Below are 23331 nucleotides of genomic sequence, written 5' to 3' on the forward strand. Positions count from 1 at the left end.
CCTCCTCGCCCGCCGCGGCGGGAGGAAGAGCCCGCACATCGCCACTCGGGCCGGCGGTGAGCGGGCGGGCCGGATGCCGGCGCCCCTATCTGGGCGCCGGCATCCCGCTTCAGGGGCGGCCCCTTGGTATTGATCAGGGAGTTGGTGACGCGACACATCGGCCGACACGCCCACCAACTCCCTGATCAACACCCCGAGCCTAGGTATGCGACACCAGGCCATCTACCAGGCGCCGGCATACGCTGGCCGGGTGGGGTACCGCGCGCTCACCAGCATCATCCTCGGGCTGCACTTCGCCTTCGTGGCCTACGCGGTCGCGGGCGGGTTTCTGGCCTGGCGCTGGCCGCGCGCGATCTGGCCGCACCTGGCCGCCGGCCTGTGGGGGTTCGTGGTGATCGGGGCGCAGCTGACCTGCCCGCTCACCTACGCGGAGGACTGGTCGCGGCGGCAGGCCGGCGAGGCCGGGCTGACCAAGGGCTTCATCGACCGGTACATCGAGGGCGTCGTCTACCCCGAGCGGCTCGCCACCCTGATGCAGGTGCTCGCCGCGATCGCCGTCGTCGTCTCGTGGGTGGGGTTCGTAGCAAAGCAACGGCGCCGCCCTCAGCGGGACGGCGAGCGCCGCACCCAATGGGACGGCGAGCGGCGCCGCCCCCAGCGGGACGGCGCCGCGACAGTGCCCGTTACGGCAGGGCGGCCACCTCGTCGGCGAACTGGGCGCTCGTGACGATCGCGGCGTGCAGCAGCACGCCCAGCTGGGGCGCGGCCACGCCGTGCTCCAGGTCGGTCGTGACGTCGCCGGCCAGGATGAGGTCGCCCTGGCCGGTGTCGTGCACGTAGGCCTTCGGCAGCAGTTTGTCGTGGTTCCAGGCGTTGCAGAACGCGTACGCGTCCATCAGCCGGTCGGCGGGGAGGCGGCGCTGGGCGACCACGCGCACGTGCAGGATCTCGCCCTGCTCGCCCATACAGTCGAAGGTCAGCATTCCCTTGCCCCACTGGCCGCCGACCGTGCCGTCTTCGTCGACGTAGTAGCGGTCGCCGCGGTCGTCGAGCGCCGCGGTGATGGCCTGCACGGTCAACGGGGCCACGACCTCGTCGCGGCCCTCCGGGGGTAGGCCTGGCTCGTTCATGTAGGACGGGGTGGGTTGGTCCGGTGGCAGTTCAAGGCTCTCCAGCAGTGGCTCGGCTGACATCCACTGTGCCATGCGGCGGGACTGGTGGTCGGTGCCGTTTCGCGCGTCGAACTGCCCGGCGATCTCCCGGGCCTGTGCGGCCAGGGTGGCGCCGAGCTCTTCCAGCGTGAGGTCGGCCTCGGGGCGGCTCTCGAACGACGGCCGGTGCACGATCCGGCCGGTCGGCGCGGCCAGCCGGCACACGAGCGCGCCCACGGCGGCGAACTCCATGGCGGAGGCGTCGTCGTACGGGCGGTCGAGCCAGCTCAGGTGCTCGGCGAGGATGTCGACGGCGCGGTCGGTGTTACCGGTCAGCACGCAGAAACGCATGTGCTCGGGCAGGAACGAGAACGCGTCCCGCTCGTGGCGGTGGCGGCGGTAGGCCCGCACGTGCGCCTTCGCGGCCTCCTCGTAGCGGCCCAGCTTCAGGTACGGCATGAGCACCGCGACGAGTGCCTTCTCCGGCTGCTCGGCGCAGCCCAGCACGCCGCTGAGCACCGGCTCGACCGTCTTGAGCGCGTCGTCCCACTCGCCCCAGCCGGCGAGCAGCTCGGCCTGGCGGGAGGGGTCGCAGCCGGCGCAGTCGCTGTTTTCGTCGCGTTCGGCGGTGCGCCACAGGTCGAACCACTTGCGCGCGCCCGGCTCGTCGCCGACGTGGTCGGCGATCTTGCAGCGGAGGTTGTAGATGGTCTGCATGCTGTGCCCGCCGGCCCGGAAGCGCCGCTCCATGTCGTCGAGCGCGGCCTGCGTCTGCGCCAGCCCCACGCGCGGAGTACTGCGCAGCGTGGCCACCGCCCACTTGTGGTACCAGCGCAGCTGCTCGCCGTCCCACTCCTCGAACATCGAGGGGTCGCGGTCGTACGCCGCGAGGCACCACCCGAACGCGGGAAGCATGCGCCACCGCTCGGTGTGGTTGTTGTACGCGTCGATCAGGTCGATCCGGGCGTCGTAGCCGAGCCGCACGTCACCGGCGGCGTCGGCGTGGGCGGCGATCCGCTCCAGCTCGGCGATCTTGCCGTCGCCGTCGGGCATGTCGCGGGCCTCTTCGAGGGCCTCTTGCAGCTCGTGCGTGGTGCTCATGATTTCTCCGAGGAGTCAGAGGACGGGAGGTCCGTGAAGGCGCGGTCCAGCAAAGCGAGGAACGAACGGTTGAGGGCCGCCTGGTCCACCGCCCGCAGGGGGTGGTGGCCGGCGAGCAGCGCCTGGCCGTAGAGGGCCTCGACGGCGTGGCGCAGCGCGGGCCCCGGAGGGTACGACGTGATCTTGCGGATGAGCGGGTGGCGCCAGTTGAAGACGAGCTCCGGCCGGTGTTCCACGGCCACGTCGTCGAACGCCGAAAGTACGTCCGACCACAGGTCGTCGACCGCCTCGATGCTGCGCCGGACGGTGTCCTGGGTGCGCGCCTTTTGGCTCATCACGTACAGGGCGGGCATCGTGACCGGGTCGAACTGGCGGATCAGCGGCACGCAGTCGAGCTCGCGCAGCACCGCCCGCGCGGTCTCCAGGAATGGCGCCACCTGCGCCTCCTGGGCCGGCGGCAGCGGATCGAGCCGCGCGGCGAGCTCGCCCGGGTCGAGGCGGCGCACCCGTGCCTCGGAGTCCACCCTGGACAGTCGCTCCAGGATCTCGGTGTCGTACGCGTAGCCCGCGTTGACCACCGGCGTGCCGGCGGCGCTGGCGATCGCGGCGAGCGAACGGAACTCGTCGACGGTCTCCACGTAGCGGATCATCGACAGCCCGCGGCGGAACACCCGCAGCGGCATCGTGCCCCGGCTCGTCTCGAACGGCAACCACGCGTCGACGAGCTTGAGCATCTCGTCGTCGCGCACGGCGAGCGCCTTGACACCCAGGTGGTGCACGCGCAGGAAGGCGGCCAGCCGGTCGGGGTCGTTGACCGACAGGTCGAGCAGCCAGGTGCGGATCTGCTCGCCGAGGCCGGCGCGGACGGCGGAGAGCAGGTCGTCCTCGTACAGCGCTTCGCGGCTGGCGGTCGGCCGCAGCATGCTCGTGTCGACCACGCAGCGCACGAAGAACGCCCACTCCGGCACGAGCTTGGAGGCGTCTTCGCTGAGCAGCATGCGCTTGAGGTACACGCGGTGGCCGCCCTGCCCGACCTGGGCCGGCGACGCGAGCACGAAGCCGACGCCGCGCAGCCCCGCCTCGGGCACGCCCAGGTCGATGACCTCCATCGGGCGGCTGCCGAGCAGCTTGGCGCCGTAGTCGAGGAGCGCCGCGCGGCGTACCTCCGGATCGTCGTAGGCGACCTCCCACGGAGCCTGCGGCTCGGTGATCCGCTCGCCCCCGACGGTGACCTCGACGTCCAGGAGGTGGGCGTACGACGAGGCGAGCTCGCGCACGGTGGCCGGGGTGAGCCAGTGCTCGGCGCCGGCCCGCGGGCGGAGGGTGACCGTCGTGCCGACCTCCGCGGCCTCGGCCGCGCCGGTGGTGTAGCGGCCGTCCGCGTAACCGGTCCAGCTCACCGCCCCGCCGCCCTTGGCCGAACGGGAGACCACCTCGATCGCGTCCGCGACCATGAAGCAGGACAGCAGCCCGATGCCGAACTGGCCGAGGTAGTCCTGCCGGGCGAAGCCCAGGTCGTCGCGCTTGGAGGTGCGCCCGACGCTGGCCAGGAACGTGTGTACCTCCGCCTCGGTGAGGCCGATGCCGTTGTCGGTCACGCGCAGCGCCCCGCCGGGGAGCGGCTCGATGACCACGCGGCCGGCGGGGGCGTCCGGGTCCGCGGCGCGACGCGCGGTGATCGCGTCGGTGCCGTTTTGCAACAGCTCGCGGACGAAGACCCGAGGACTCGCGTACAGGTGGTGGCTGAGCAGGTCGACCACGCCGCGCAGGTCGACCTGGAAACGGTGCTCCGTACTCGTCACGACTTGAGCTCCGCCGCCGCCTCGGCCAGCTGGCAGCCGGTCGAGATGCCGCAGCCGATGAGCTGGTCGAGCTGGGCGTGCGAGACACCGCGCTCGAGATCGGTGGTGACCTCGCCGAAGACGCGGGCCGTGCCGTCGTCGTTGACGTGCACGAACGCCTTCGGCCACAGGCGGTCGTGGTTCCACTCGTTGCAGAACGCGTACAGCCGCGGCACGTCGTCGACGGTGAACTCGGCCGCCGCCAGGGTGCGCACCTGGAGCATTTCGCCCGAGGAGCCGCGGCGGAAGAACCAGATGAGGTTGTCGTCCCACATCCCGCCGATGTCGCCGTCGTCGTCAGTGCCGAAGTTGTAGCCGTGGGCGGTCAGCACCTGCGCGATCAGGTCGTTGGTGAGCGGCGCGAGGGTCTGGACTTCGCCTTCGGATGGCATGCGAGAAATGTCCCTTCGGATGTGGCTGCGGTCTTTCCTAGCACCGCTCGATGAACGGCGGCCAGGGGTCCCCGGGGCACGATACGACGGCGGTGCCAGCGCCGGATCAAAGGGTCTTCGCCTCAAAATGACACGCCGCCGGTGGGCGCGCTTCCGTCGTACCTTGCGGCTACCGTGTGATCCTAGGGCCTATGGCTGGCCGCACCACCCAGGCGAGTCGGCGGCGCGGTGCGTCCACCGCGCGCGCCGCGAGCGGTCGCGCCCGCCAATCCACCCGCGCCCGTCGTCGCACCTCCAGCACCAATGTGCCCGTCCTGTTGGGACGCGGCGTCCGCGCGGTCTGGATGGGCGTCGCGCACAGCGTGGGGTGGGCGGTCCGGGGCGTCGGTCGCCAGGCCGCCACCGCCCGTGACCTCGACCCCGAGCACCGCCGCGACGGCGGCGGCCTCCTGCTCTTGGGCCTGGCCATCCTCACCGGCGTCGCGGTCTGGTTCTCCGGCGCCGGCCCGGTCGGCGAGCGGGTGGCCGACACCGTGCGGCTCTTCCTCGGCGCGATCGCCGCCGCGCTGCCGCTGCTGCTGCTCGTCGCGGCGATCCGCCTGATGCGCGAGCCGAGCGACCCCGAGCACCGCGGGCGGGGCGTGGTCGGCTGGTCCGCGCTGATCCTCTCCGCGGCCGGCCTGCTCCACCTCGCCCAGGACCCGATCGACAACGCCCAGCGCGACTACGCGGGTGGGCTGATCGGCACCGGCGTCGGCGGGCTGCTCGAGCGGGCGGTGACCGAGTGGGTGGCGTTCCCGCTGCTCGTGCTGCTGATGCTCTTCGGCCTGCTGGTCATCACGGCGACACCGATCAACAAGGTCCCGGAGCGGCTGGGCCTGCTGGTCGGCTCGTTGCTGGGCCGGCCGCTCCCTGACGACGAGGAGCCCACGGAGGAAGAGGAGGAAGAAGAGCCTCCGGTCCGGCGCCGCTCGCCGTCACGCCGGCGCCAGGCGAGCCTCAACGAGGAGCCGGACGAGGAGGAGATCGTCCACGACACGGTCCTCCTGCCCCGCAAGCCGCCCGCCTCCGTGCCCGCCGCCCGCAAGGTCGCCGAGCCGCCGGAGCACTCGCCGCCGCCCACCCGCGCCGAGCAGCTCGCCATCACCGGCATGGCCGGCGACTACAAGCTGCCCCCGCCCAACCTGCTCAAGCAGGGCGCCGCCGCGAAGAGCCGCAGCAAGGCCAACGACGAGGTCATCGCCGCGCTCCAGGGTGTGTTCGAGCAGTTCGACGTCGACGCGGCGGTCACCGGCTTCACCCGCGGGCCTACCGTCACGCGCTACGAGGTGGAGCTGGGCCACGGTGTCAAGGTCGAGCGGATCACCCAGCTCTCCCGCAACATCGCGTACGCCGTGAAGTCGCCCGACGTGCGCATCCTCAGCCCGATCCCGGGCAAGAGCGCGGTCGGCGTGGAGATCCCCAACTCCGACCGCGAAGACGTGGCGCTCGGCGACGTGCTCCGCTCGCGGGCCGCCACCGGCGACCACCACCCGATGCTCGTCGCGCTCGGCAAGGACATCGAGGGCGGCTACGTCGTGGCCAACCTCGCGAAGATGCCACACATCCTCATCGCCGGCGCCACCGGCGCGGGCAAGTCGTCCTGCCTCAACTCGCTGCTCGTCTCGATCCTGAGCCGGGCCACCCCCGACGAGGTGCGGCTCGTCCTGATCGACCCGAAGCGGGTGGAGATGACCTCGTACGAGGGCATCCCGCACCTCGTCACCCCGATCATCACCAACCCGAAGAAGGCCGCCGACTCGCTCGACTGGGTCGTCCGCGAGATGGACATGCGGTACGACGACCTGGCCGCCGCCGGCGTACGCCACATCGACGACTACAACCGCAAGGTACGCAGCGGGCAGGTCAAGCCGCCGCCCGGCAGCGAGCGCGAGATCCGCCCGTACCCCTACCTGCTGGTGATCGTCGACGAGCTGGCCGACCTCATGATGGTCGCCCCGCGCGACGTCGAAGACTCGGTCGTCCGCATCACCCAGCTCGCCCGCGCCGCCGGCATCCACCTGGTGCTGGCCACCCAGCGCCCCTCGGTCGACGTCGTCACCGGCCTCATCAAGGCCAACGTGCCGTCGCGGCTCGCGTTCGCCACGTCGTCACTCGCCGACTCGCGCGTCATTCTCGACCAGCCCGGCGCCGAAAAGCTGATCGGTCGCGGCGACGGCCTCTTCCTGCCGATGGGCGCGTCCAAGCCGATCCGCATCCAGGGCGCCTGGGTCAGCGAGACCGAGATCAACGACGTGGTCAAGCACTGCAAGGACCAGCGCGAGCCGGAGTTCCGGCCAGACGTGCTTACCCCGGTGCAAGACCCGAAGAAGAAGATCGACGAGGACATCGGCGACGACCTCGACCTGTTGGTGCAGGCGATCGAGCTGGTCGTCACGTCCCAGTTCGGCTCCACGTCGATGCTCCAGCGCAAGCTGCGGGTCGGCTTCGCCAAGGCCGGCCGCCTCATGGACCTGATGGAGACCCGCGGCATCGTCGGCCCGTCCGAGGGCTCCAAGGCCCGCGACGTGCTGGTCAAGCCCGACGAGCTCGAGGAAGCGCTGGTCCAGCTCCGCCCGGAGTGACCGGAGCCAAAGACATTTCGAGCTACCGCGACCTCCGTCGTGGTCCAGACCGTTGCTCCCGCGGCCTCACCCGTCCGCCGCTGGTCCCGCTCACCCCTCCCGCCCCTGCCTCAAGAGGGCAGCCCTGTCACTGTCTGGGCGGGTGTACGGGACCCCTGCTGGGAATTCACGCCCAAGAGGGCTGCCCTCTTGGGGCAAGGGTGAAGGGCTTGGGGCGCGGAGCTGGCAGTGGAGGTCGGGGATCTCGGCGAGCCCTGGCGAGCCGCCGACCGGAGCGGTGCCCGCGGGAGCATACGGTCCGTAACTGGCGCGGACAGGGGTAAATAGGCATCACGACGGGCGGACCTGGGCTGGCGAGGGCTCTATTGTCAACGTGTGGAGGATTTAGAGGCGCTCGCGCTGTTGACGGATCCGGTGCGGCGGTCGGCGTACCAGGTCGTCGTCGATGCCGGCGGCGTGGCCGTGGGGCGGGACGAGGTGGCGGGGGCGCTCGGGGTGGGGCGGACGCTCGCGGCGTTCCATCTGGACAAGCTCGTGGAGGCGGGGCTGCTGGAGGTGTCGTTCGCGCGGCGGACGGGGCGCTCCGGGCCGGGTGCCGGGCGGCCGGCGAAGCTCTACCAGCGGGCGGCCGGCGAGCACGTGGTCAGTGTGCCGCCGCGTTCCTACCTGTCGGCGGCCGAGCTGCTCGCCGAGGCGGTCGAGCGGTCCGGCGCTGACGCCGCCGCCTACGAGGTCGCTCGCGTGGAAGGCCAGAAGGTGGGTGCGGGCGCCGACCCCGTCGAGGTGCTCGCCGCCCGGGGCTACGAGCCGGAGGTCGACGGGTACACGGTGCGCCTGCGCAACTGCCCCTTCCACCAGGTCGCGCAGCGGTTTCCGCCGCTTGTCTGCGGCATGAACCTGGCCCTTGTCGAGGGGTTGCTGGAGGGGGCCGGCGACGGCGAATGGCGGGCGCGGCTGGATCCGCGTCCCGGCTACTGCTGCGTGGTCCTTTCTAAAACCAACGCTGATGATTTATAGTACGGCCATGACCGACTACCACCTCGCCCAGCTCAACGTCGCCTACCCGCGCGCGCCGCTCGACGACCCCTCGATGGCCGGCTTCGTCGGCGAGCTCGAACTCATCAACGCGCGCGCCGACGCCGCGCCCGGCTTCGTCTGGCGGCTCATCGGTGAGGGCTCCGACGACGCGACGATGCTGCGCCCGTTCGGGCCGGACCTGATGGTGAACATGTCGGTCTGGGAGTCGGTCGAGGCGCTGCGCGAGTTCACCTACCGCGACGGCACCCACCTGGAGCAGCTGCGCCGGCGGCGGGAGTGGTTTTCCCGCGAAGGACTCGGCTCCCACCTCGTGCTCTGGTGGATCCCCGCCGGCACGATCCCCACCGTGGAAGAGGCGTGGGAGCGGCTGGCGCTGCTCGACAAGGCGGGCCCCGGGCCCGAGGCGTTCACCCTGCGTGAGCCGCATCCCGCGCCGGCGGCGGCGCCACTCCCAGCAGGTCAGCGGCCGCCTCGGGGGTGAGCGGGGCGGAGAGCAGGTTGCCCTGGCCCAGCGCGCAGCCGAGGTCGACCAGGGCCGCGCGCTGCTCCTCGGTCTCCACGCCCTCGGCGATCACGCCGAGCCGCAGCGAGTCGGCGATCGCGAGCACCGCCCGCACGATGCCCCGGTCGGTGTCGCTCGCCGCCACGCCGCCGACGAACGAGCGGTCGACCTTGAGCAGGTCGATCGGAAACCACTTGAGGTAGTTGAGGCTGGAGTACGAGGTGCCGAAGTCGTCGAGCGCGAAGTGCAGCCCGGCGGAGCGGAGCACCGAGGCGCTCTCGGTGACGTCTTCGCGCAGGTAGCTGTGCTCGGTGACCTCCAGGCACACGTCGCCCGGGTCCACTCCGGACCGTCGCACGATGTCGAGCAGCTCGTGGGCGAGGTGGGGCTGCTGGAGCTGTACCGGCGAGAGGTTGACGTTGACCCGCATCCGCTCCCCGGCGCGCCCGTTCCACCGGGCCAGCTCGCGGCACGACTCCTCGAGCACCCAGTGTCCGATGGGGACGATCGCGCCGGTCTCCTCGGCGAGCGGGATGAACACGTCGGGCGGCACCGCGCCCCGCTGCGGGTGGGTCCACCGCAGCAGCGCCTCGAACGCGACCACCCGCCGGCTGCCCAGCTCGCAGATCGGCTGGTAGTGCACCGCGAACTGGTCGCCTTCGAGCGCGCCGAGCAGGTCGGAGCGGAGCCCGAGCCGGTCGAGCGAGCGGCTCGACGCGGCGTCGTCGAAGACCTCGATCAGGCCGAGGCCGCGGTCCTTCGCCGCGTACATGGCGGCGTCGGCGTCGCGCAGCATCGCGCTCGCGGTGGTGCGGCGGCGTACGCCGAGCACCCCGCCCACGCTCGCCGAGATGCGCACCGGCTCGTCGTGCAGCCGGAACGTGTCGTCGAGCGCGCGGGCCACCCGCCGGCCGACCTGTGCGACGTCGGCGAGGTCGCCCACGCCGTCGAGCACCACCACGAACTCGTCGCCGCCGAAGCGCCCGAGCAGGTCGCCGGGGCGCAGGCTGTGGCGCAGGCGGGCGGCCACCTGCTTGAGCAGGTCGTCGCCGGCCTCGTGGCCGAGCCGGTCGTTGACCGCCTTGAACCTGTCGAGGTCGCAGAAGAGCAGCCCGACATGGCCGGCCCCCTCGCCGTCGGCGAGTGCCTCGGCGAGCCGCTGCGCGACGAGCGTGCGGTTGGCCAGGCCGGTGAGCGGGTCGTGGGTGGCGCGCAGCCGCAGCTCGGCTTCGAGCCGCTTGCGGTCGTCGATCACGCGCGAGGAGAGCACCACGGTGCCGCCGGCCGAGGGGGCGGGGCGCAGCGCGCTCTCCACCCAGGTCCAGTGGCCGGAGCCGGTGCGCAGCCGGTACTCCACCTTGTCGCCCGAGGCGGCCCCGCGCAGCGCGCCCTCCAGCCGCGCGCGGTCGTCGGGGTGGACGAAGTCGGTGACCCGCCGCCCCACCAGCCGGTCCGGCTCGCGGGCCAGCTCGCGCCCGTGCGAGGGGGAGGCGTACGCGAAGCGCCCGTCCGCGCCGACCATCGCCACGAGGTCGCTGATCGAGTCGGTGATCAGGCGCAGCGACGACTCGCTCTGGCCGAGCGCGCGGTACAGCTCGGCGTTGGTGATCGCCGCCGCCACGTAGTTGGCGAACACGGCGAGGATCTCGACCGCGTCGCCGGTCAGCGGGCGGGGGAGCGAGCGGGCCGCGTACAGCAGGGCGCACGGCTCGCCGTCACGCATCACCGGCACGCCGACCAGCCGGCGATGCCCCTGCACCAGCACGTACGGCTCGCCCTGCCAGGCCGCCTCCCAGCCGGGCAGCTGGTCGGCCGGATCGAGGGTGTCGTCGTGTCCACTGTGGGCACGGCGGACCGCGCGGCCGTCGCGGACGGTGACCGCCCACGCGTCGTCGGCGCCGGTCAGCTCGCGCAGCAGCGCGGCCACCTCGTCGAGCAGCGGGACCAGGTCGAGGTGGCGGGCCAGCCGGTGGCCGGACTGGGCGAGGCGGGCCATCACCGCGCTCTGCTCGCGCTCGTGCAGCGCCATCCGCAGGCGGTGTGTCACCGACGCGAGCACCTGGAGGTCGAGCTGGGTGAACTCCTCACCGGCGCCGCGACACAGCACCAGCACGTCGCCCGGGTCGGCGCCGGAGCCCGCTTCTCCCGCGCTCCCCGGCCCGGATCTCGCCCGCTCCGGGTCGAGCGGGATCCACACCGCGAACCGGGCGCCGAGCGCGGCGAGCGGGGCGGGCATCGCCGACACGCCCCGCCCGCCCAACGTGGCGAGGCCGGCGCTGGCGAGCGGGCCGGCCGACTCCGCGGGCAGGGACCAGCCGGTGGTGTGCCCCGGGTCGTCCTCGGGCAGGCCGCAGGAGTGGCGCACGACCATGCGCGGCGGCGCCACGTGGGCCAGCATCGTCACGTCCGCGGAGAACACGTCGGAGAGGACCAGCAGCATCCGGTCGGTCAGCTCGCCCGGCGAGGAAGGCTGGCCGACGGCCGCCAGCAGCCGGATCAGCCGCGTGGTGTCGCGGTAGGCCTGGCGTACCGCGCTCGCGGCCTCGTCGAGCTGCCGCCGGAGCGTGGCGACGTGCTCCGCGGTCATAGGGCTATCGCCGCGACTGTCGCGTTGTGGTAGCCGGCCACGCTCGTCGTGCGGGCGAACTCGCCGTAGGTGAAGAAGCCGAACGTGGGCACGCCGGCCGCCGCGGCGTGCAGCCGGCCGGGCTCCTCGGCGCCGCGGTCGCGCAGGATGTCGAGGCGGGCCACGCAGCTGAAGACCAGCAGCACGCCCGGCTCCCGCCCGGCGACCGCGTCTTTCGCGATGCCGTCGGCCACGCTGAGCAGGTCGTCGGGCTCGCCGGCCACGATCTGCACCGCCGAGTACGGCGGGAGGGGCGCGAACGTGTTGAGCCGGCCCTCGTCGTCGAGGTACGCACCGCGGATCAGCTGCGTGCCGTCCGGCTCGATCAGGCCCAACGCGTGCGAGCGGGGCCAGCCGTCCACCGGCGCGTAGCGCAGGGACTGCTCCACGGCCCGGCCGGGGAAGTGCTCCCGGAAGACATCGAGCGCCGGCCGGCCGCCGATCTCGTGCACGACCGTGCCGTCGACGCGGGTGACGAGCATCGGCAGGCTCACCGGCCGCCAGCCGTGCGCCACCACGACATCGAGCCGGTGGGGCGAGTCGATCCAGACCGCCGCCGCGGCGTCGGCCAACACCTCGCCGTCGTGGAAGACGAACGTCTCCGCCAGCCTGCGGTCGTCGCCGGCCGCGCCGCCGGCCACCGGCACCGAGGCACCGGCCACCCGGTGAACGCCGCTGAGCAGCGTCTGGTGGTGGCCGGCGAGGCCGTCGGCGAGGAGCAGGATCGCCGCGTGCGCCAGCCGCTCGGGCCCGGCGGCGTCGCGTGCGGCCCGCGCGATCTCCCGACCCGCGGTGAACGCGTCGGCGCGCAGGCCCTTGGCCGAGGCCACGCCGAACCGGTAGGGCCCCGGGCCGAGCACCAGCACGACCACGCCTTCGCCGGGCGGGGTCAGCGTGCCGTCGTGGAACTGCCCGCTCGAGGTGGCGCCCACCAGCGGCGTGGTGCCGGTGACATCCCGCACGCCGGCGAGCAGGTCGGTGAGGCTGTGGCGCACCGACGAGTACACGACGACGAGGGTGGGTGGCGGGCCGCCCAACCGGCCCACGGCGGCCGAAGCGGCGGCGCGGCCGGCCCCCCGGGAGTCAGTCAGGTCGCTGGCGCCGACACCGGTGAGCTGGCGCGAAGCCGCGCTCCCTTGGTCACGCTGGGTAAACACGACGTATCTTCGCACACTTCGGGTCCCTGGTGGGTACCCGTGCGTGATCACTTATGCACGTTCGATGATCACCAGCGGGATGTCGCGTTCGGTGCGCGTCTGGTACACGTCGTAGTCCGGCCAGATATCAGTCATGATCTCCCAAAGGCGCGCTTTCTCCTCGGCTGTCGCGGCACGCGCCCGCGCCGGAAAGCGCTCCTCGAAGACCTGCACGAGCACCTCGGGGTCCGCCGACAGGTTGTGAAACCAGATCGGATGGTCGGCCCGCCCGCCGGCCGAGGCGACCACCAGGTATCGGTCGCCGTCGCGCCCGTAGATCAGCCCGGTGCGCCGCGCCCGCCCGAGTCGGTGGTCACGCGTGGTGAGCAGCAGCGTCGGCGCGCCGTTCCAGATGTGGCCGTCTTGCCCGCCGGTCCGCAGATAGCGACTGAGGTGCTCCTCCTGCCACGTGCCAGCCGGTGGGTCGAGCGGATGATCTAGATCGATAGTCGTCACTCGGTAGATGCTAGATGTTCCCGGGCCGCGTCAGCGGCGGGCCGCCGCTCCCGCCGGAGACCGCGGCGGCCGGCGGCTCGCGGGGCGAGCCGAGATCCCCGGCCTCCGCTGCCACGTCCGCGGGGCAAGACCCAACCGCGTGACCAACAGCGGACGGGTGAGGCCGCGGGAGCAGCGGTCCGGACCACCGCGGACGTCGCGGTAGCTCAAAATCTTTCGAAGTTAGGACGTCAGGTAGCGGTCGACCATCTCATTCCGGAAGACGCCGCGCGGGTCGTGGCTCCGGGCCAGGGCGGCGGCGTCGCGCAACCTCGGGTACCGGTCGGCGACGACCTCGGGCGCCATCGCGAAGACCTTGCCCCAGTGCGGGCGCGCGCCGAGCGGGGCCAGCCGCTCCTCGATCGCGGCGACCACCGGCGCGACCGCCTCCGCGTCCTTGACCCAGGTGAAGTGGAAGGCGACGCTGTCCCGCCCGTACGAAGGGCTGAGCCAGAGCCGGTCCGCCGCGATGGTGCGGATCTCGGAGATCTGGAGCACCGGGGCGATCCGGTCGCGCACGGCGTCCAGCGCGGCCAGCCCGGCCTCCGCGTCCTCGCGCGCCACGAAGTACTCGGTTTGCAGCTCCTCCCCGCTGCTCGGTGTGAACTCCAGCCGGAAGTGCGGCAGCCGCGCGTGCCACGGACCGGGCACGCCGAGCTGCTCGGTGCAGTTTTCGGCCGGCATGCCGGGGACCGGGTGGCGTGGGCCGTCCGCCCGCACCGCGCCCAGCCACTCGGCCGGCGGCGGGAGCGGCTCGTCGACGCGGCGCTTGACCCATATGTTGCGCACGGTGGGGCTGGCCCAGTCGGTGAACGCGCTGACGCTGTACGCCGCCGACATCACCTCGGTGAAATTCTCGCGCAGCGCGGCGAAGGGCATGCCGTCGTAGACGTACTGCTCGACGTCGAACGTGGGCTGGAGGTCGAGCGTGACGCGGGTGGCGACGCCGAACGCGCCGAGCCCGACAACCGCCGCGTCGAAGAGGTCGTCGCCTCTTTTCCGGAGAGCGATCTCACCGCCCGCCGTAACCAGCTCGATCTCCGACACGGCCGTGGCGAGCCCGCCGTTGCGTACGCCCGAGCCGTGCGTGCCGGTCGCGCACGCCCCGGCCACCGACAGGTGCGGCAGCGAGCCCAGGTTGTGCAGCGCGTACCCCTTCTCGTGCAGGTACGGCGCCAGCTCGCCGTAGCGCAGCCCGGCCGAGACGGTGACCGTGCCGGCGGCCGTGTCGACGTCCATCACAGGCGGCAGCCCGGCGACGGTGACGAGGTCGCCGGGGGAGTCGGCGACACGGCTGAACGAGTGGCCGGTGCCGAGCGCGTGGATCCGATCCGCGCCGGCGACGAGCGACTGAAGCTCCGCGACGGTCGAGGGGCGGTGCAGGCGCGCCGCGGTGAAGGTGACATTGCCGGCCCAGTTGCTGATTCGCTCTTTCACGTCCTGATGGTCTCGTACTTCCAGTACGGACGCCTCAGGTGCTTCCGCTGCGCGGACCGGTACCCTCGGGTGGTGTCTCCCTCCTCCGCCGAAACCCGTCGCGTAGCCCTGCTGACGTTGGGCTGTGCCCGTAACGAGGTCGACTCGGAGGAGCTGGCCGGCCGCCTGCACGCCGACGGGTGGGAGGTCACCACCGACGGCGAGCGCGCCGACGTGGTGCTGGTCAATACGTGCGGCTTCGTCGACAAGGCCAAGCAAGACTCGATCCAGACGCTGATGGCCGCCGCCGACACCGGTGCCAAGGTGGTCGCCGCCGGGTGCATGGCCGAGCGCTACGGGCGTGAGCTCGCCGACAGCCTGCCCGAGGCACACGCGGTGCTGGGCTTCGACGACTACCCCGAGATCGCCGCGCGGCTCGACTCGGTGCTGGCCGGCGAGCGGCTCGACGCGCACACCCCGCGCGACCGCCGCCAGCTGCTGCCGCTCACGCCGGTCGCCCGCCGGGAGAGCGACCTCGCGATCCCCGGCCACCTTCCCGCCGGGTCGTTCGGACCCGGACACGGTGTTGGGGGCCGCGCTGACGCGGACGCTGAGGTAAGTCCCGCCGGGTCGTTCGGACCCGGACACGGTGTTGGGGGCCGCGCTGACGCGGACGCTGAGGTGCGTCCCAAGCATCTGCGCCGGCGGCGCCTGGCCGACGGGCCGGTCGCCTCGCTCAAGCTGGCCAGCGGGTGCGACCGGCGGTGTGCGTTCTGCGCGATCCCCGCCTTCCGCGGCGCCTTCGTGTCGCGTACGCCCGACGAGCTGCTCGCCGAGGCCGAGTGGCTGGCCAAGACCGGCGTGCGCGAGCTGGTGCTGGTGAGTGAAAATTCCACCTCCTACGGCAAGGATCTCGGCGACCCGCGCCTGCTGGAGCGGCTGCTGCCCCAGCTCGCGGCCGTCGAGGGCATCGTGCGCGTGCGGGCCAGCTACCTCCAGCCGGCGGAGACCCGCCCCGGGCTCGTCGAGGTGATCGCCACCACACCGGGCGTCGCGCCGTACTTCGACCTGTCCTTCCAGCACTCCAGCGAGCCGGTGCTGCGGCGGATGCGGCGGTTCGGCTCGACCGAGCGCTTCCTGGAGCTGCTGGAGTCGGTGCGGGCGCTGGCCCCGGAGGCGGGCGCCCGGAGCAACTTCATCGTCGGCTTCCCGGGCGAGACCCGGTCCGATGTGGACGAGCTGGTGCGCTTCCTCACCGACGCGCGGCTCGACGCGATCGGCGTGTTCGACTACAGCGACGAAGACGGCACCGAGGCCGCCACGATGACCGGCAAGGTCGGCCGGGCGACCATCAAGCGGCGATACGAAAAGCTGCTCGGCCTGTCCGAGGAGCTGTGCGCCCAGCGGGCGTCCGAGCGGCTCGGCTCGGTCGTCGAGGTGCTCGTCGACACCGTCGAAGACGGCGTGGTCGAGGGCCGTGCCGCCCACCAGGCGCCCGAGGTCGACGGCTCGGTGACGCTGGTCGCCGGCGACGCGGGCGTCGACCTGGCCGCGCTCGTGCCCGGCGACCTGGTGCGGGCCACGGTCACCGGCACCGAGGGCGTCGACCTCGTGGCCGTGCCGACCGAGATGGTCTCGGCGGCCGCGCCATGACCGACCCCGCGCTTCGGGCCGCGCCGGTGCCGCCGGTGCCACTCGTCAACGCGGCAAACGCGATTACCGCGCTCCGGCTCGTCATGGTGCCGCTGTTCGTGGCGATGGTCGTGGCGTCCGACATGGTCGGGCGAGACTGGCGCGTCGCGGCCTGCCTGACGTTCGGGTTCGCCTCGCTCACCGACTTCGTCGACGGCTGGATCGCCCGGCGATACGGGCTGGTCACCGCGTTCGGCAAGGTCGCCGACCCGATCGCCGACAAGGCGCTCACCGGCGCCGCGCTGGTGCTGCTCTCCTGGTACGACCGGCTGCCCTGGTGGGTGACGGTGGTGATCCTGGTACGCGAGGTGGGCGTGACACTGCTGCGCTTCTGGGTGATCCGATACGGCGTGATCGCGGCCAGCAAGGGCGGCAAGATCAAGACAACCCTCCAGATCATGGCGATCGCCTGGTATCTGTGGCCGTTCCCGGATCCGATCTCCGACATCGGTCCCTGGATCATGGCCGCCGCGGTCGTGGTGACCACGGTCACCGGTCTCGACTACACCCTCCGGGCCCTCCGCATGCGGGCGGCGGCGCGTGTCTGATCCGTCGGCCGCCGCCGGGGTGGTGCACGCCCTCGTGGAGCGCAAGGAGACGCTCGCCACCATCGAGTCGCTCACCGGCGGGCTCGTCGCGGCCATGCTGGTCGAGGTGGCCGGTGCGAGCGCGGTCTACCGGGGCGGGCTGGTGGTCTACGCGACGGAGCTCAAGGCCTCGCTGGCCGGCGTGCCGGAGGATCTGCTCGACGAGCGCGGCCCGGTCGACCCCGACGTGGCGCTCGCGCTGGCCGAGGGCGGGCGTGCCCGCTGCGGCGCCGACTGGGGGCTCTCCACTACGGGTGTGGCCGGGCCCGAGCCGCAGGGCGGCAAGCCCGTGGGCCTGGTCTACGTGGCGGTGGCCGGCCCGACCGGTTCAGCCGTGCGCGAACTTTCGCTGGGCGGCGGGCGCCAAGCCATCCGCTCAGCCAGCGTGACCGAGGCCCTCCGGCTGCTGACCGAGCACCTCTAGGCCCGCTCACCTCTGTGAGTTGCGGGCGGGTAGCGGGTAACGTTGCGGGCAGCCTTTCCAGGGGAGGTGCCATGATCCTGCTACGCCGTGTGATCGGTGACGCACTGCGTGCGCGCCGGCAGGGGCAGCACCGCACCCTGCGCGAGGTCTCTACCGCCGCCAACGTGAGTCTCGGATACCTCTCCGAGATCGAGCGCGGTCAAAAGGAAGCGTCCAGCGAGCTGCTCGCCTCGATCTGCGAGGCGCTCGGCGCCCACCTCTCCGAGCTGTTGCGCGAGGTCAGCGACGAGATGGCGCTGGCCGAGCAGATGGAGCACGTGCTGGTTCCGGCCCAGGGTGGCGACCGCGACGGCCGCGACACGCCGCCGGCGGCCGCGCCGGCCCGCACGCCCGCGCCCGCCCCGGTGCCGGCCACGGCGGGTGCCGGCGAGGAGACCCCGAGCCAGCCCGAGGCCGCCGTGCACCGCATGGCCCGGCCCGGCAAGGTCGCCGGTGGCAAGATCACCGACGGTGCCGTCTCGGTCTCGATCCGCCAGGACACGCCGCTCAGCGCGGTCCTGCGCACCACGCGCACCGTGCGTCCCACCCCGCGTGACCGGGATGTAGTCTGCGTCGCCTGACGCGCGTAGGGTTTAACCGCGCGGGGCGGCATCCACCCAGGCACGGTCGGCACATACCCGGATATCCCCCTGAGGTCGCATGACGGGTTGGCGCCGGGCTGGGAGTATGGAACTCTGCCGGACCGCGGGGGCGCGCCGCCCATCGCGGTGGCGGCTCGACCGGAGTGCTGACACTGAGGGGATACCGCGAGATGGCGAACCCGTTCGTCAAGGGCTGGCGCTACTTCATGGCGTTGTTCGGCGCCAAGATCGACGAGTACGCCGATCCCAAGGTGCAGATCCAGCAGGCGATCGAAGACGCGCAGCGCCAGCACCAGGCGCTCGTCCAGCAGGCGGCCGCCGTTATCGGCAACCAGCGGCAGCTCGAGATGAAGCTTTCCCGGCAGATGTCCGAGGTGGAAAAGCTTCAGTCGATGGCCCGCCAGGCGCTGGTGCTCGCCGACAAGGCGCGGGCGGGCGGTGACGAGGCCGAGGCGGGTAAGTACGAGCAGACCGCGCAGACGCTCGCCACCCAGCTGGTCGCCGCCGAGCAGTCGATGGAGGATCTCAAGACCCTCCACGACCAGGCGCTCGGCGCAGCCGGCCAGGCCCGCCAGGCGGTGGAAAACAACGCGATGGTCCTCCAGCAAAAGCTGGCCGAGCGCACCAAGCTGCTCAGCCAGCTCGAGCAGGCCAAGATGCAGGAGACCGTGGCCCGCTCGCTGGAGTCGATGTCCGCGCTGGCCGCGCCGGGCAACACCCCTTCGCTCGACGAGGTGCGGGAGAAGATCGAGCGGCGCTACGCCAACGCGATGGGCCGCGCCGAGCTCGCCGGCAACTCGGTCGAGGGCCGCATGCTCGAGATTCAAAAGTCCACGTTGGACCTGGCCGGCTCTTCTCGGCTGGAGCAGATCCGGGCCAGCATGGCCGGTGACCAGCTCGCGTCCAAGCCGGCCGCGCCCGCGGTCGGGCAGGCCAACCCCGCCGACTCGGCCGGCGTGGCTCGCCTCGACCAGATCCGGGCCAGCATGGCCAACAAGGAAAAGACCACCGGCGACGCCAGCGCGGCCGGATAGCAGGAGGCTGCCGTGGCAGATCCCCGGGCCCGCTACTTCCGGCGGCTCCGCCGGTTGCGCCGTTCCGCGCGCCGGTGGAGCGTGCTCGCCGCGGGCCTGGGGGGCGCCGCGGCGGTCCTCACCCCGTACGCCGGCCTCGGCCTCCCCGACGCGGCCTGGGCCGCCGCGGCGGGCGGCTCGATCGCGCTGGCCGCCTGGCGGTGGGTCGACTTCCGCGCCCTGGCCGCGCAGCCCGCCCCGCCACCGCCCGACCCGGCCCTGGCCGGCGAGCAGGCCCGCGCCAAGCTGATCGCCGCCGTCCAGCGCCTGCCCGTCGGCCGTTCGGCCCTCGACGAGGTGCGCCGCCAACAGGCCCGCTTCGCCCTCCGCGGCTCGTCCGCGGCGAGCCCGTGGGCCCGCCTCGACCGCGCGTCACTCACCCTGTCCGGCCTGGCCGGCCGCCTCACCGGCCCGGGAGAGCCCGCGGTGCTGGAGGCCGCGGTGGCCGAGCAGTCACTGCGCGACCTCGCCCACCGGGTGGCCACGATCGAAAAGGCACTGCGCTTCGCCCCGGCCGACACGAGGCCCGCGCTGGAGGAGGCCAGGCAAAACCTGGTCGACCAGCTGGAGAGCGGCGTGGTGGCGTACGAACGCCTGGTCGCCGCCGCGGCCAGCTACGTGGCGGAGGACGGCCGCGCGGCCACCGAGCACCCGGCCGTGTCCCGCCTGACCGAGGCCAGCGACATGCTCCGCGGCGTGGCGGCGGGCCTGGCCGAGCTCCGCGACCTCACCGAGCCGATGCGCATCCCACCCCAGACGGCATAGACCCTTATTGCCCTGGTCCGTGTCAGCCGCTGGCCTCAGATCCTGTCGGATTGACTACCGTCGGGATGGGTTCCGCTACGCTCCGCTAGCCATTAGCGTCCTTCTATGGCCAGGAAATCCAAGGTCGCAGAGCGCGTGACCGTCGGGATCGTACTGGTCGCCTTGGTTTTGTTGTTCTGGGTCTCCGACCAGCGTCGTCTGGCGATCTTCGTTGCGCTGGCGCTGTTCGTTCCTTACCTGGCTTTGGTCGCACCATTCAAGTGCGGCGGCTACACGCGCCAGCGAAAAGCTTGCCGCCTTATCGGCTGCGGCTTGCTGATCGGCTGCCGCCACCACCGCTTCGACCGCATCGGGAGAATCTTCGGCCACGACCGCGACCAGGCGGCGACCACGTACGAGTACCCCGATCAGCCGGTCCATGCCGCCCAATCAGGTGGGATCCCCACAACGCCGGCGGGGCAGCCGACGCGCCTGCGTGCCTTCGACATGCTGTCGCTGGCCGTCGGTGCCAGCAGCATGATCGCAGGTTGGCTTGCCCTATGGATCGGGCCCAGCTGACGGAGCTGCTGTGGTATCCGAACTTCCGACGCGTCGACACCCGTTAATCGTTTTGGTAAGCGCGCGTCCGCGTCCTCGAATGCGATTCTGATCGCACAGATCATGCGATGGTGAGACGTCCATCTCCCGTGGCAGGATCCGCCGCGCCGGTCGTCAGGCGGTGGTTTGGAACGAGCGCTTCGAAAAGCCCATCATGTAGCCGTCGATGGTCGTGTCTACCGGGTGGTCAGGGCGGTCGGCGGCGCCCAGTGTGACGAAGAGCGGGATGTAGTGGTCGGGCGTCGGGTGTGCGTACGGCATGCCGGGCGCGTGGTCGCGATAGCTGGCGAGCGTGTCCACGTCGCCGCGGGCCAGGGCGTCGGCCACCCAGGCGTCGAAGTCGGCGGACCAGGCGGGCACCGTGCCGTGCAGAAACATCTCGCGGGTGACGAACGGCAGGCCGTGTGTCATGAAGCCGGAGCCGATCACCAGCACGCCCTCCTGCCGCAGCGGGCGGAGTCTCGCGCCGATGTCGAGCAGGCGGGCCGGGTCGTGGGTGGGCAGGCTGAGCTGGAGCACCGGGATGTCCGCCAGCGGATACATGGCCATCAGCGGCACCCAGGCGCCGTGGTCGAGCCCGCGGCTCGGGTGCTGGTGCACCGGCTCGGTGTCGGGCATGGCGGCGGCGACGCGGCGGGCGAGCGTGGTGGCGTCGGGCGTGCCGTACTCCATCTCGTAGTAGCGCGGATGGAAGCCGCCGAAGTCGTAGACCAGCGGGGTGTTCGCGGCCGGTGCGGAGAGGCTCAGCGGGGCGGTCTCCCAGTGCGCGGAGACGATGACGATGCCGCGCGGCTTGGGGAGGGCCTGCGCCCAGTCGAAGAGCTGCCGCAGCCAGGGGCCGTCGTCGAAGAGGGGCGGCGCGCCGTGGCTGAGGTAGAGGGCGGGCAGGGCACCGTCGGCCGGTATCCAGGCCCGGTGGGTGCGGGCTTTGGTCAGGGCCTCGGGGAGAAACGCGTCGTACGCGCCCGCGGGGATCATCGGGGGGCCTTTCAGCGGGTGGGGCAGGTGCCGTCGGGTCGATCGCGCCCATGACGCGCCGGCCGATCGTGCCCAGCTGGCGCTGCTGGGCCTTGGTGAGGGGGTCGAAGACGAGGCGGCGGACCTCCTCGACGTGTCCCGGCGCGGTCGCCACCACCGTGGCCCGACCGTCCTCGGTGAGGGTGGCGAGCGTGTAGCGGCCGTCGGCCGGATCCGGGGTGCGCCGCACCTAGCCGCGCCGCTCGAGCCGGCCGACCACCTGGGAGAGGCGGGGCAGCGAGGCGTCGGCGAACGAGGCGAGGTCGCTCATCCGCAGCCAGACCATATCTTCACTTGCGCCTTTAAGTGATTGCCGGGACCGATCGTCCTGGTGAGCGGCTGGTCGCGCGCGCGATCGGATCCACAACGGTGAAGAGTGCTTTGTCCATAAGGAGTCCAGGAAAGATGACCGAAGATCCGGCCCGGAAAGGTTGGCGTGAACGCGTGGCTGAAGTGTGCCGGCAGACGGCTCAACTCAGTGACGGCGTCTGCCTGAGCACCAGCATTCTGGGCCAAGGAGAGGTCGCCCTGGTGAGCGGCGTCGTCTCTACAGGGCTGAGGCTCGCTGTGGCGTGTCTGGACTGAGGAGCGCGGCGCCGCGCTCAGCCTGATACGAGCGCGACCGGGCCGAGCAGCCAGGCGTCCGTCGTCGCCGACGCGGTGAGGGTGGGGGAGCGCGGGCGGGCGGGCAGCACGCGGGCGTCCGTGCCCAGCGTGTGCCAGCCCGCCGGCGTGCCGTCCGACCGGCTCGCGGCCACGTTGTCGCCGCCGGCCGCCGCGCCGCCGATGACGAGGCGATCGCCGGCCAGCGTGCGGTCGCCCTCCCAGGCGACCAGGCCTATGCTCGCCGGGCCGGGCGCGCCCCACAGTGGGGACGAGTACGAGCCGCCGCGGGCCACCGGCGTGAAGGCGTCGAAGACGGCCACCGTCCGCTGTGTACCGCCGCCGTCCGCGACCACGACGAGGGCCCAGCCGGCGTACGTGTTGTAGCCGCCCTTGAAGGCCTCGCGCTCCACGGCGACCCACCACGTGCCGCCGCCCCGGGCGCCCCGCGCGAGTGCGGTGACGTCGGCCGACGCCTGGTACACGTCTCCGAAGTCGGCCGCCGAGGCGGTGTCCACGCGGGTGGCCGCCACCGGGGCGTACCCGTCCGCGCCGGGCACCCGCAGCCGCGCGACCGGCTCGTTGGGGCGGGGTCCGGTGCCGGACCAGTAGAGGCCGGCCCAGAGCACCTTCCCGCGCACGGGGATCGCCGCTCCGCTCACCGCCGCGCCGTACGGGTAGCCGGCCGGCGCCCGCGTGTCGGTGTAGCGGGTCATGTGGTAGTCGCCGTTGTCGGCCGCGCGCTGGCCCGACCGCGCGTCCGGGCAGGTGCGCGAGGTGTCGCCGCAGGAGAGCAGCGAGTTGCCGCCGACCGCGAGCGCGACCGGTGCCGTGCCGGCGAAGGTCGCGGGGAGCCCACTGGCCCGTACCCCGGCCGTAGCGGTCGCCGCCACCGCGCGGGCCCGCGGCGCGGTGAGCTGGACCCGCGGCGGGTCGTCGGCCGCCGTGTCGGAGACGGTGACCGGCAGGTACGCGCGCGTGGTGCCACCGGCGGCCAACGCGGATCGTCCACAGCGGACGGCGGCGCAGGTCCAGCCGTCGCCCGCCGGTCCTGAGCGGAGGCTCACTCCACGAGGGAGGGTCAGCCGCGCGGTGAGTGGACCGGTGTCCGGCAGTGCCAGGCTGCCACCCACGCCGCCCCGCTGTCCGGAGTGGACGACCGTCAGCGCGAGCACGCCCGGCCGCCCGCGCACCAGGGTGCCAACCGGCTCCAGCCGCGCCTCCAGAGCCGCCGGAGGCGACGATGGCGATGGAGATTGCGACGGCGTGGGTGGCGGCGGAGCGGCGGACGAGGGTTCCGAAACAGAGGGCGAGGGCACGACCGGAGGCGGCACCGTCGCGGCCGGGGGAGGCGGTGGCGCCGCGGGAGCCGCGGAAGGAGGCGGCCCGGCCACCGGCGTCGGCTGGCTGGTGAGCAGCATGGCCAGCGCCGCCACCGCGGCCGCGACCGCCGCGGCACCGGCCGCCGCCTGCACCGAGCGGCGCCGCAGCAGCCGCCGCACGAGCGCGGAACCCGCCGAGCCCGCGGAGCCGGCGCCGGCGCCGCTCAG

At 72.6% G+C, this 23331-nt stretch carries 18 protein-coding genes and 3 pseudogenes; 12 read left to right on the top strand and 9 right to left on the bottom strand.

Features of this window, described 5'->3' with window-relative positions:
* Positions 1-250 precede the first annotated feature (250 nt).
* Entirely contained in the window at positions 251-727 is a 477-nt protein-coding gene (locus ACTMTJ_RS07580) for a DUF2784 domain-containing protein (RefSeq protein ID WP_441215383.1), read from the top strand.
* On the opposite strand, the gene ACTMTJ_RS07585 is transcribed toward ACTMTJ_RS07580, so the two are convergent.
* Genes ACTMTJ_RS07585 through ACTMTJ_RS07595 form a run of 3 tightly spaced genes read right to left on the bottom strand, consistent with a single transcriptional unit; the run spans position 684 to position 4485 of the window.
* Positions 684-2252: a YbjN domain-containing protein gene (locus ACTMTJ_RS07585; protein ID WP_441215384.1), complete on the bottom strand. Its 1569-nt coding sequence runs from the start codon at positions 2250-2252 to the stop codon at positions 684-686. The genes ACTMTJ_RS07580 and ACTMTJ_RS07585 overlap by 44 nt on opposite strands.
* Positions 2249-4054: an HSP90 family protein gene (locus tag ACTMTJ_RS07590; RefSeq protein ID WP_441215385.1), complete on the bottom strand. Its 1806-nt coding sequence runs from the start codon at positions 4052-4054 to the stop codon at positions 2249-2251. Before ACTMTJ_RS07590 ends, ACTMTJ_RS07585 begins: the two co-directional genes overlap by 4 nt.
* A complete protein-coding gene (locus tag ACTMTJ_RS07595) occupies positions 4051-4485 on the bottom strand; it encodes a YbjN domain-containing protein (protein WP_441215386.1) in 435 nt (144 codons plus the stop codon). The genes ACTMTJ_RS07590 and ACTMTJ_RS07595 overlap by 4 nt, the downstream gene beginning before the upstream one ends.
* A gap of 344 nt (positions 4486-4829) precedes the next feature.
* On the opposite strand from ACTMTJ_RS07595, the pseudogene ACTMTJ_RS07600 reads away from it, so the two are divergent.
* From ACTMTJ_RS07600 to ACTMTJ_RS07615, 4 genes and pseudogenes are all read left to right on the top strand, one after another.
* Positions 4830-5303, top strand: a pseudogene (locus ACTMTJ_RS07600) (DNA translocase FtsK 4TM domain-containing protein); the annotation flags it as partial.
* Between the two features lie 219 nt (positions 5304-5522).
* A pseudogene (locus ACTMTJ_RS07605) lies at positions 5523-7109 on the top strand (DNA translocase FtsK); the annotation flags it as partial.
* Positions 7110-7484: 375 nt separating this feature from the next.
* Positions 7485-8126: a helix-turn-helix transcriptional regulator gene (locus ACTMTJ_RS07610; RefSeq protein WP_441215387.1), complete on the top strand. Its 642-nt coding sequence runs from the start codon at positions 7485-7487 to the stop codon at positions 8124-8126.
* Positions 8127-8133: 7 nt separating this feature from the next.
* Positions 8134-8628, top strand: a complete 495-nt coding sequence (locus tag ACTMTJ_RS07615; RefSeq protein WP_441215388.1) for a DUF3291 domain-containing protein — start codon at positions 8134-8136, stop codon at positions 8626-8628.
* Here the strand turns inward: ACTMTJ_RS07615 and ACTMTJ_RS07620 are convergent.
* The 4 genes from ACTMTJ_RS07620 to ACTMTJ_RS07635 all read right to left on the bottom strand — a co-directional run bounded on the left by ACTMTJ_RS07620 (position 8555) and on the right by ACTMTJ_RS07635 (position 14403).
* A complete protein-coding gene (locus ACTMTJ_RS07620) occupies positions 8555-11236 on the bottom strand; it encodes a putative bifunctional diguanylate cyclase/phosphodiesterase (RefSeq protein ID WP_441215389.1) in 2682 nt (893 codons plus the stop codon). The two genes, ACTMTJ_RS07615 and ACTMTJ_RS07620, sit on opposite strands and share 74 nt — an antisense overlap.
* Positions 11233-12447, bottom strand: a complete 1215-nt coding sequence (locus ACTMTJ_RS07625) for an FIST signal transduction protein (RefSeq protein WP_441215390.1) — start codon at positions 12445-12447, stop codon at positions 11233-11235. The genes ACTMTJ_RS07620 and ACTMTJ_RS07625 overlap by 4 nt, the downstream gene beginning before the upstream one ends.
* A gap of 36 nt (positions 12448-12483) precedes the next feature.
* On the bottom strand, positions 12484-12927 hold the full coding sequence (locus ACTMTJ_RS07630) for a nitroreductase family deazaflavin-dependent oxidoreductase (protein WP_441215391.1): 444 nt from the start codon (positions 12925-12927) through the stop codon (positions 12484-12486).
* Between the two features lie 222 nt (positions 12928-13149).
* The gene (locus ACTMTJ_RS07635; RefSeq protein ID WP_441215392.1) at positions 13150-14403 is read right to left on the bottom strand and encodes a D-arabinono-1,4-lactone oxidase; all 1254 of its coding nucleotides are present in this window, start codon (positions 14401-14403) and stop codon (positions 13150-13152) included.
* Between the two features lie 69 nt (positions 14404-14472).
* Here ACTMTJ_RS07635 and rimO point away from each other — a divergent pair, with 69 nt between their 5' ends.
* The 7 genes from rimO to ACTMTJ_RS07670 all read left to right on the top strand — a co-directional run bounded on the left by rimO (position 14473) and on the right by ACTMTJ_RS07670 (position 20122).
* Entirely contained in the window at positions 14473-16035 is a 1563-nt protein-coding gene (rimO, locus tag ACTMTJ_RS07640) for a 30S ribosomal protein S12 methylthiotransferase RimO (protein WP_441215393.1), read from the top strand.
* The gene (pgsA, locus tag ACTMTJ_RS07645; protein WP_441215394.1) at positions 16032-16622 is read left to right on the top strand and encodes a CDP-diacylglycerol--glycerol-3-phosphate 3-phosphatidyltransferase; all 591 of its coding nucleotides are present in this window, start codon (positions 16032-16034) and stop codon (positions 16620-16622) included. Before rimO ends, pgsA begins: the two co-directional genes overlap by 4 nt.
* Entirely contained in the window at positions 16615-17085 is a 471-nt protein-coding gene (locus ACTMTJ_RS07650) for a CinA family protein (RefSeq protein ID WP_441215395.1), read from the top strand. Before pgsA ends, ACTMTJ_RS07650 begins: the two co-directional genes overlap by 8 nt.
* A 71-nt stretch (positions 17086-17156) precedes the next feature.
* Entirely contained in the window at positions 17157-17705 is a 549-nt protein-coding gene (locus ACTMTJ_RS07655) for a helix-turn-helix domain-containing protein (protein ID WP_441215396.1), read from the top strand.
* A gap of 191 nt (positions 17706-17896) precedes the next feature.
* Positions 17897-18760, top strand: a complete 864-nt coding sequence (locus ACTMTJ_RS07660) for a PspA/IM30 family protein (RefSeq protein WP_441215397.1) — start codon at positions 17897-17899, stop codon at positions 18758-18760.
* A 12-nt stretch (positions 18761-18772) separates the two neighbouring features.
* Positions 18773-19564 carry a phage shock envelope stress response protein PspM gene (gene pspM, locus ACTMTJ_RS07665; protein WP_441215398.1) on the top strand — a complete coding sequence of 264 codons (792 nt, stop codon included), beginning with the start codon at positions 18773-18775 and terminating at the stop codon, positions 19562-19564.
* Positions 19565-19669: 105 nt separating this feature from the next.
* Positions 19670-20122, top strand: a complete 453-nt coding sequence (locus ACTMTJ_RS07670) for a hypothetical protein (protein WP_441215399.1) — start codon at positions 19670-19672, stop codon at positions 20120-20122.
* Between the two features lie 153 nt (positions 20123-20275).
* Here ACTMTJ_RS07670 and ACTMTJ_RS07675 read toward each other — a convergent pair whose 3' ends face one another.
* Both ACTMTJ_RS07675 and ACTMTJ_RS07680 read right to left on the bottom strand, forming a co-directional pair.
* Positions 20276-21139, bottom strand: coding sequence for a dioxygenase family protein (locus ACTMTJ_RS07675; RefSeq protein ID WP_441215400.1), 864 nt, complete (start codon positions 21137-21139; stop codon positions 20276-20278).
* A gap of 641 nt (positions 21140-21780) precedes the next feature.
* A pseudogene (locus ACTMTJ_RS07680) lies at positions 21781-23331 on the bottom strand (hypothetical protein); the annotation flags it as partial.

This window comes from Phytohabitans sp. LJ34 (assembly GCF_052068095.1).
GTDB lineage: Bacteria > Actinomycetota > Actinomycetes > Mycobacteriales > Micromonosporaceae > Phytohabitans.

Excerpts from the sequence above, each read along its gene's own strand:
- ACTMTJ_RS07585 (WP_441215384.1), bottom strand. The coding sequence starts at position 2,252 with ATGAGCACCACGCACGAGCTGCAAGAGGCCCTCGAAGAGGCCCGCGAC.
- ACTMTJ_RS07595 (WP_441215386.1), bottom strand. The coding sequence starts at position 4,485 with ATGCCATCCGAAGGCGAAGTCCAGACCCTCGCGCCGCTCACCAACGAC.
- ACTMTJ_RS07615 (WP_441215388.1), top strand. The coding sequence starts at position 8,134 with ATGACCGACTACCACCTCGCCCAGCTCAACGTCGCCTACCCGCGCGCG.
- ACTMTJ_RS07620 (WP_441215389.1), bottom strand. The coding sequence starts at position 11,236 with ATGACCGCGGAGCACGTCGCCACGCTCCGGCGGCAGCTCGACGAGGCC.
- pgsA (WP_441215394.1), top strand. The coding sequence starts at position 16,032 with ATGACCGACCCCGCGCTTCGGGCCGCGCCGGTGCCGCCGGTGCCACTC.
- ACTMTJ_RS07655 (WP_441215396.1), top strand. The coding sequence starts at position 17,157 with ATGATCCTGCTACGCCGTGTGATCGGTGACGCACTGCGTGCGCGCCGG.
- ACTMTJ_RS07660 (WP_441215397.1), top strand. The coding sequence starts at position 17,897 with ATGGCGAACCCGTTCGTCAAGGGCTGGCGCTACTTCATGGCGTTGTTC.
- ACTMTJ_RS07670 (WP_441215399.1), top strand. The coding sequence starts at position 19,670 with ATGGCCAGGAAATCCAAGGTCGCAGAGCGCGTGACCGTCGGGATCGTA.
- ACTMTJ_RS07675 (WP_441215400.1), bottom strand. The coding sequence starts at position 21,139 with ATGATCCCCGCGGGCGCGTACGACGCGTTTCTCCCCGAGGCCCTGACC.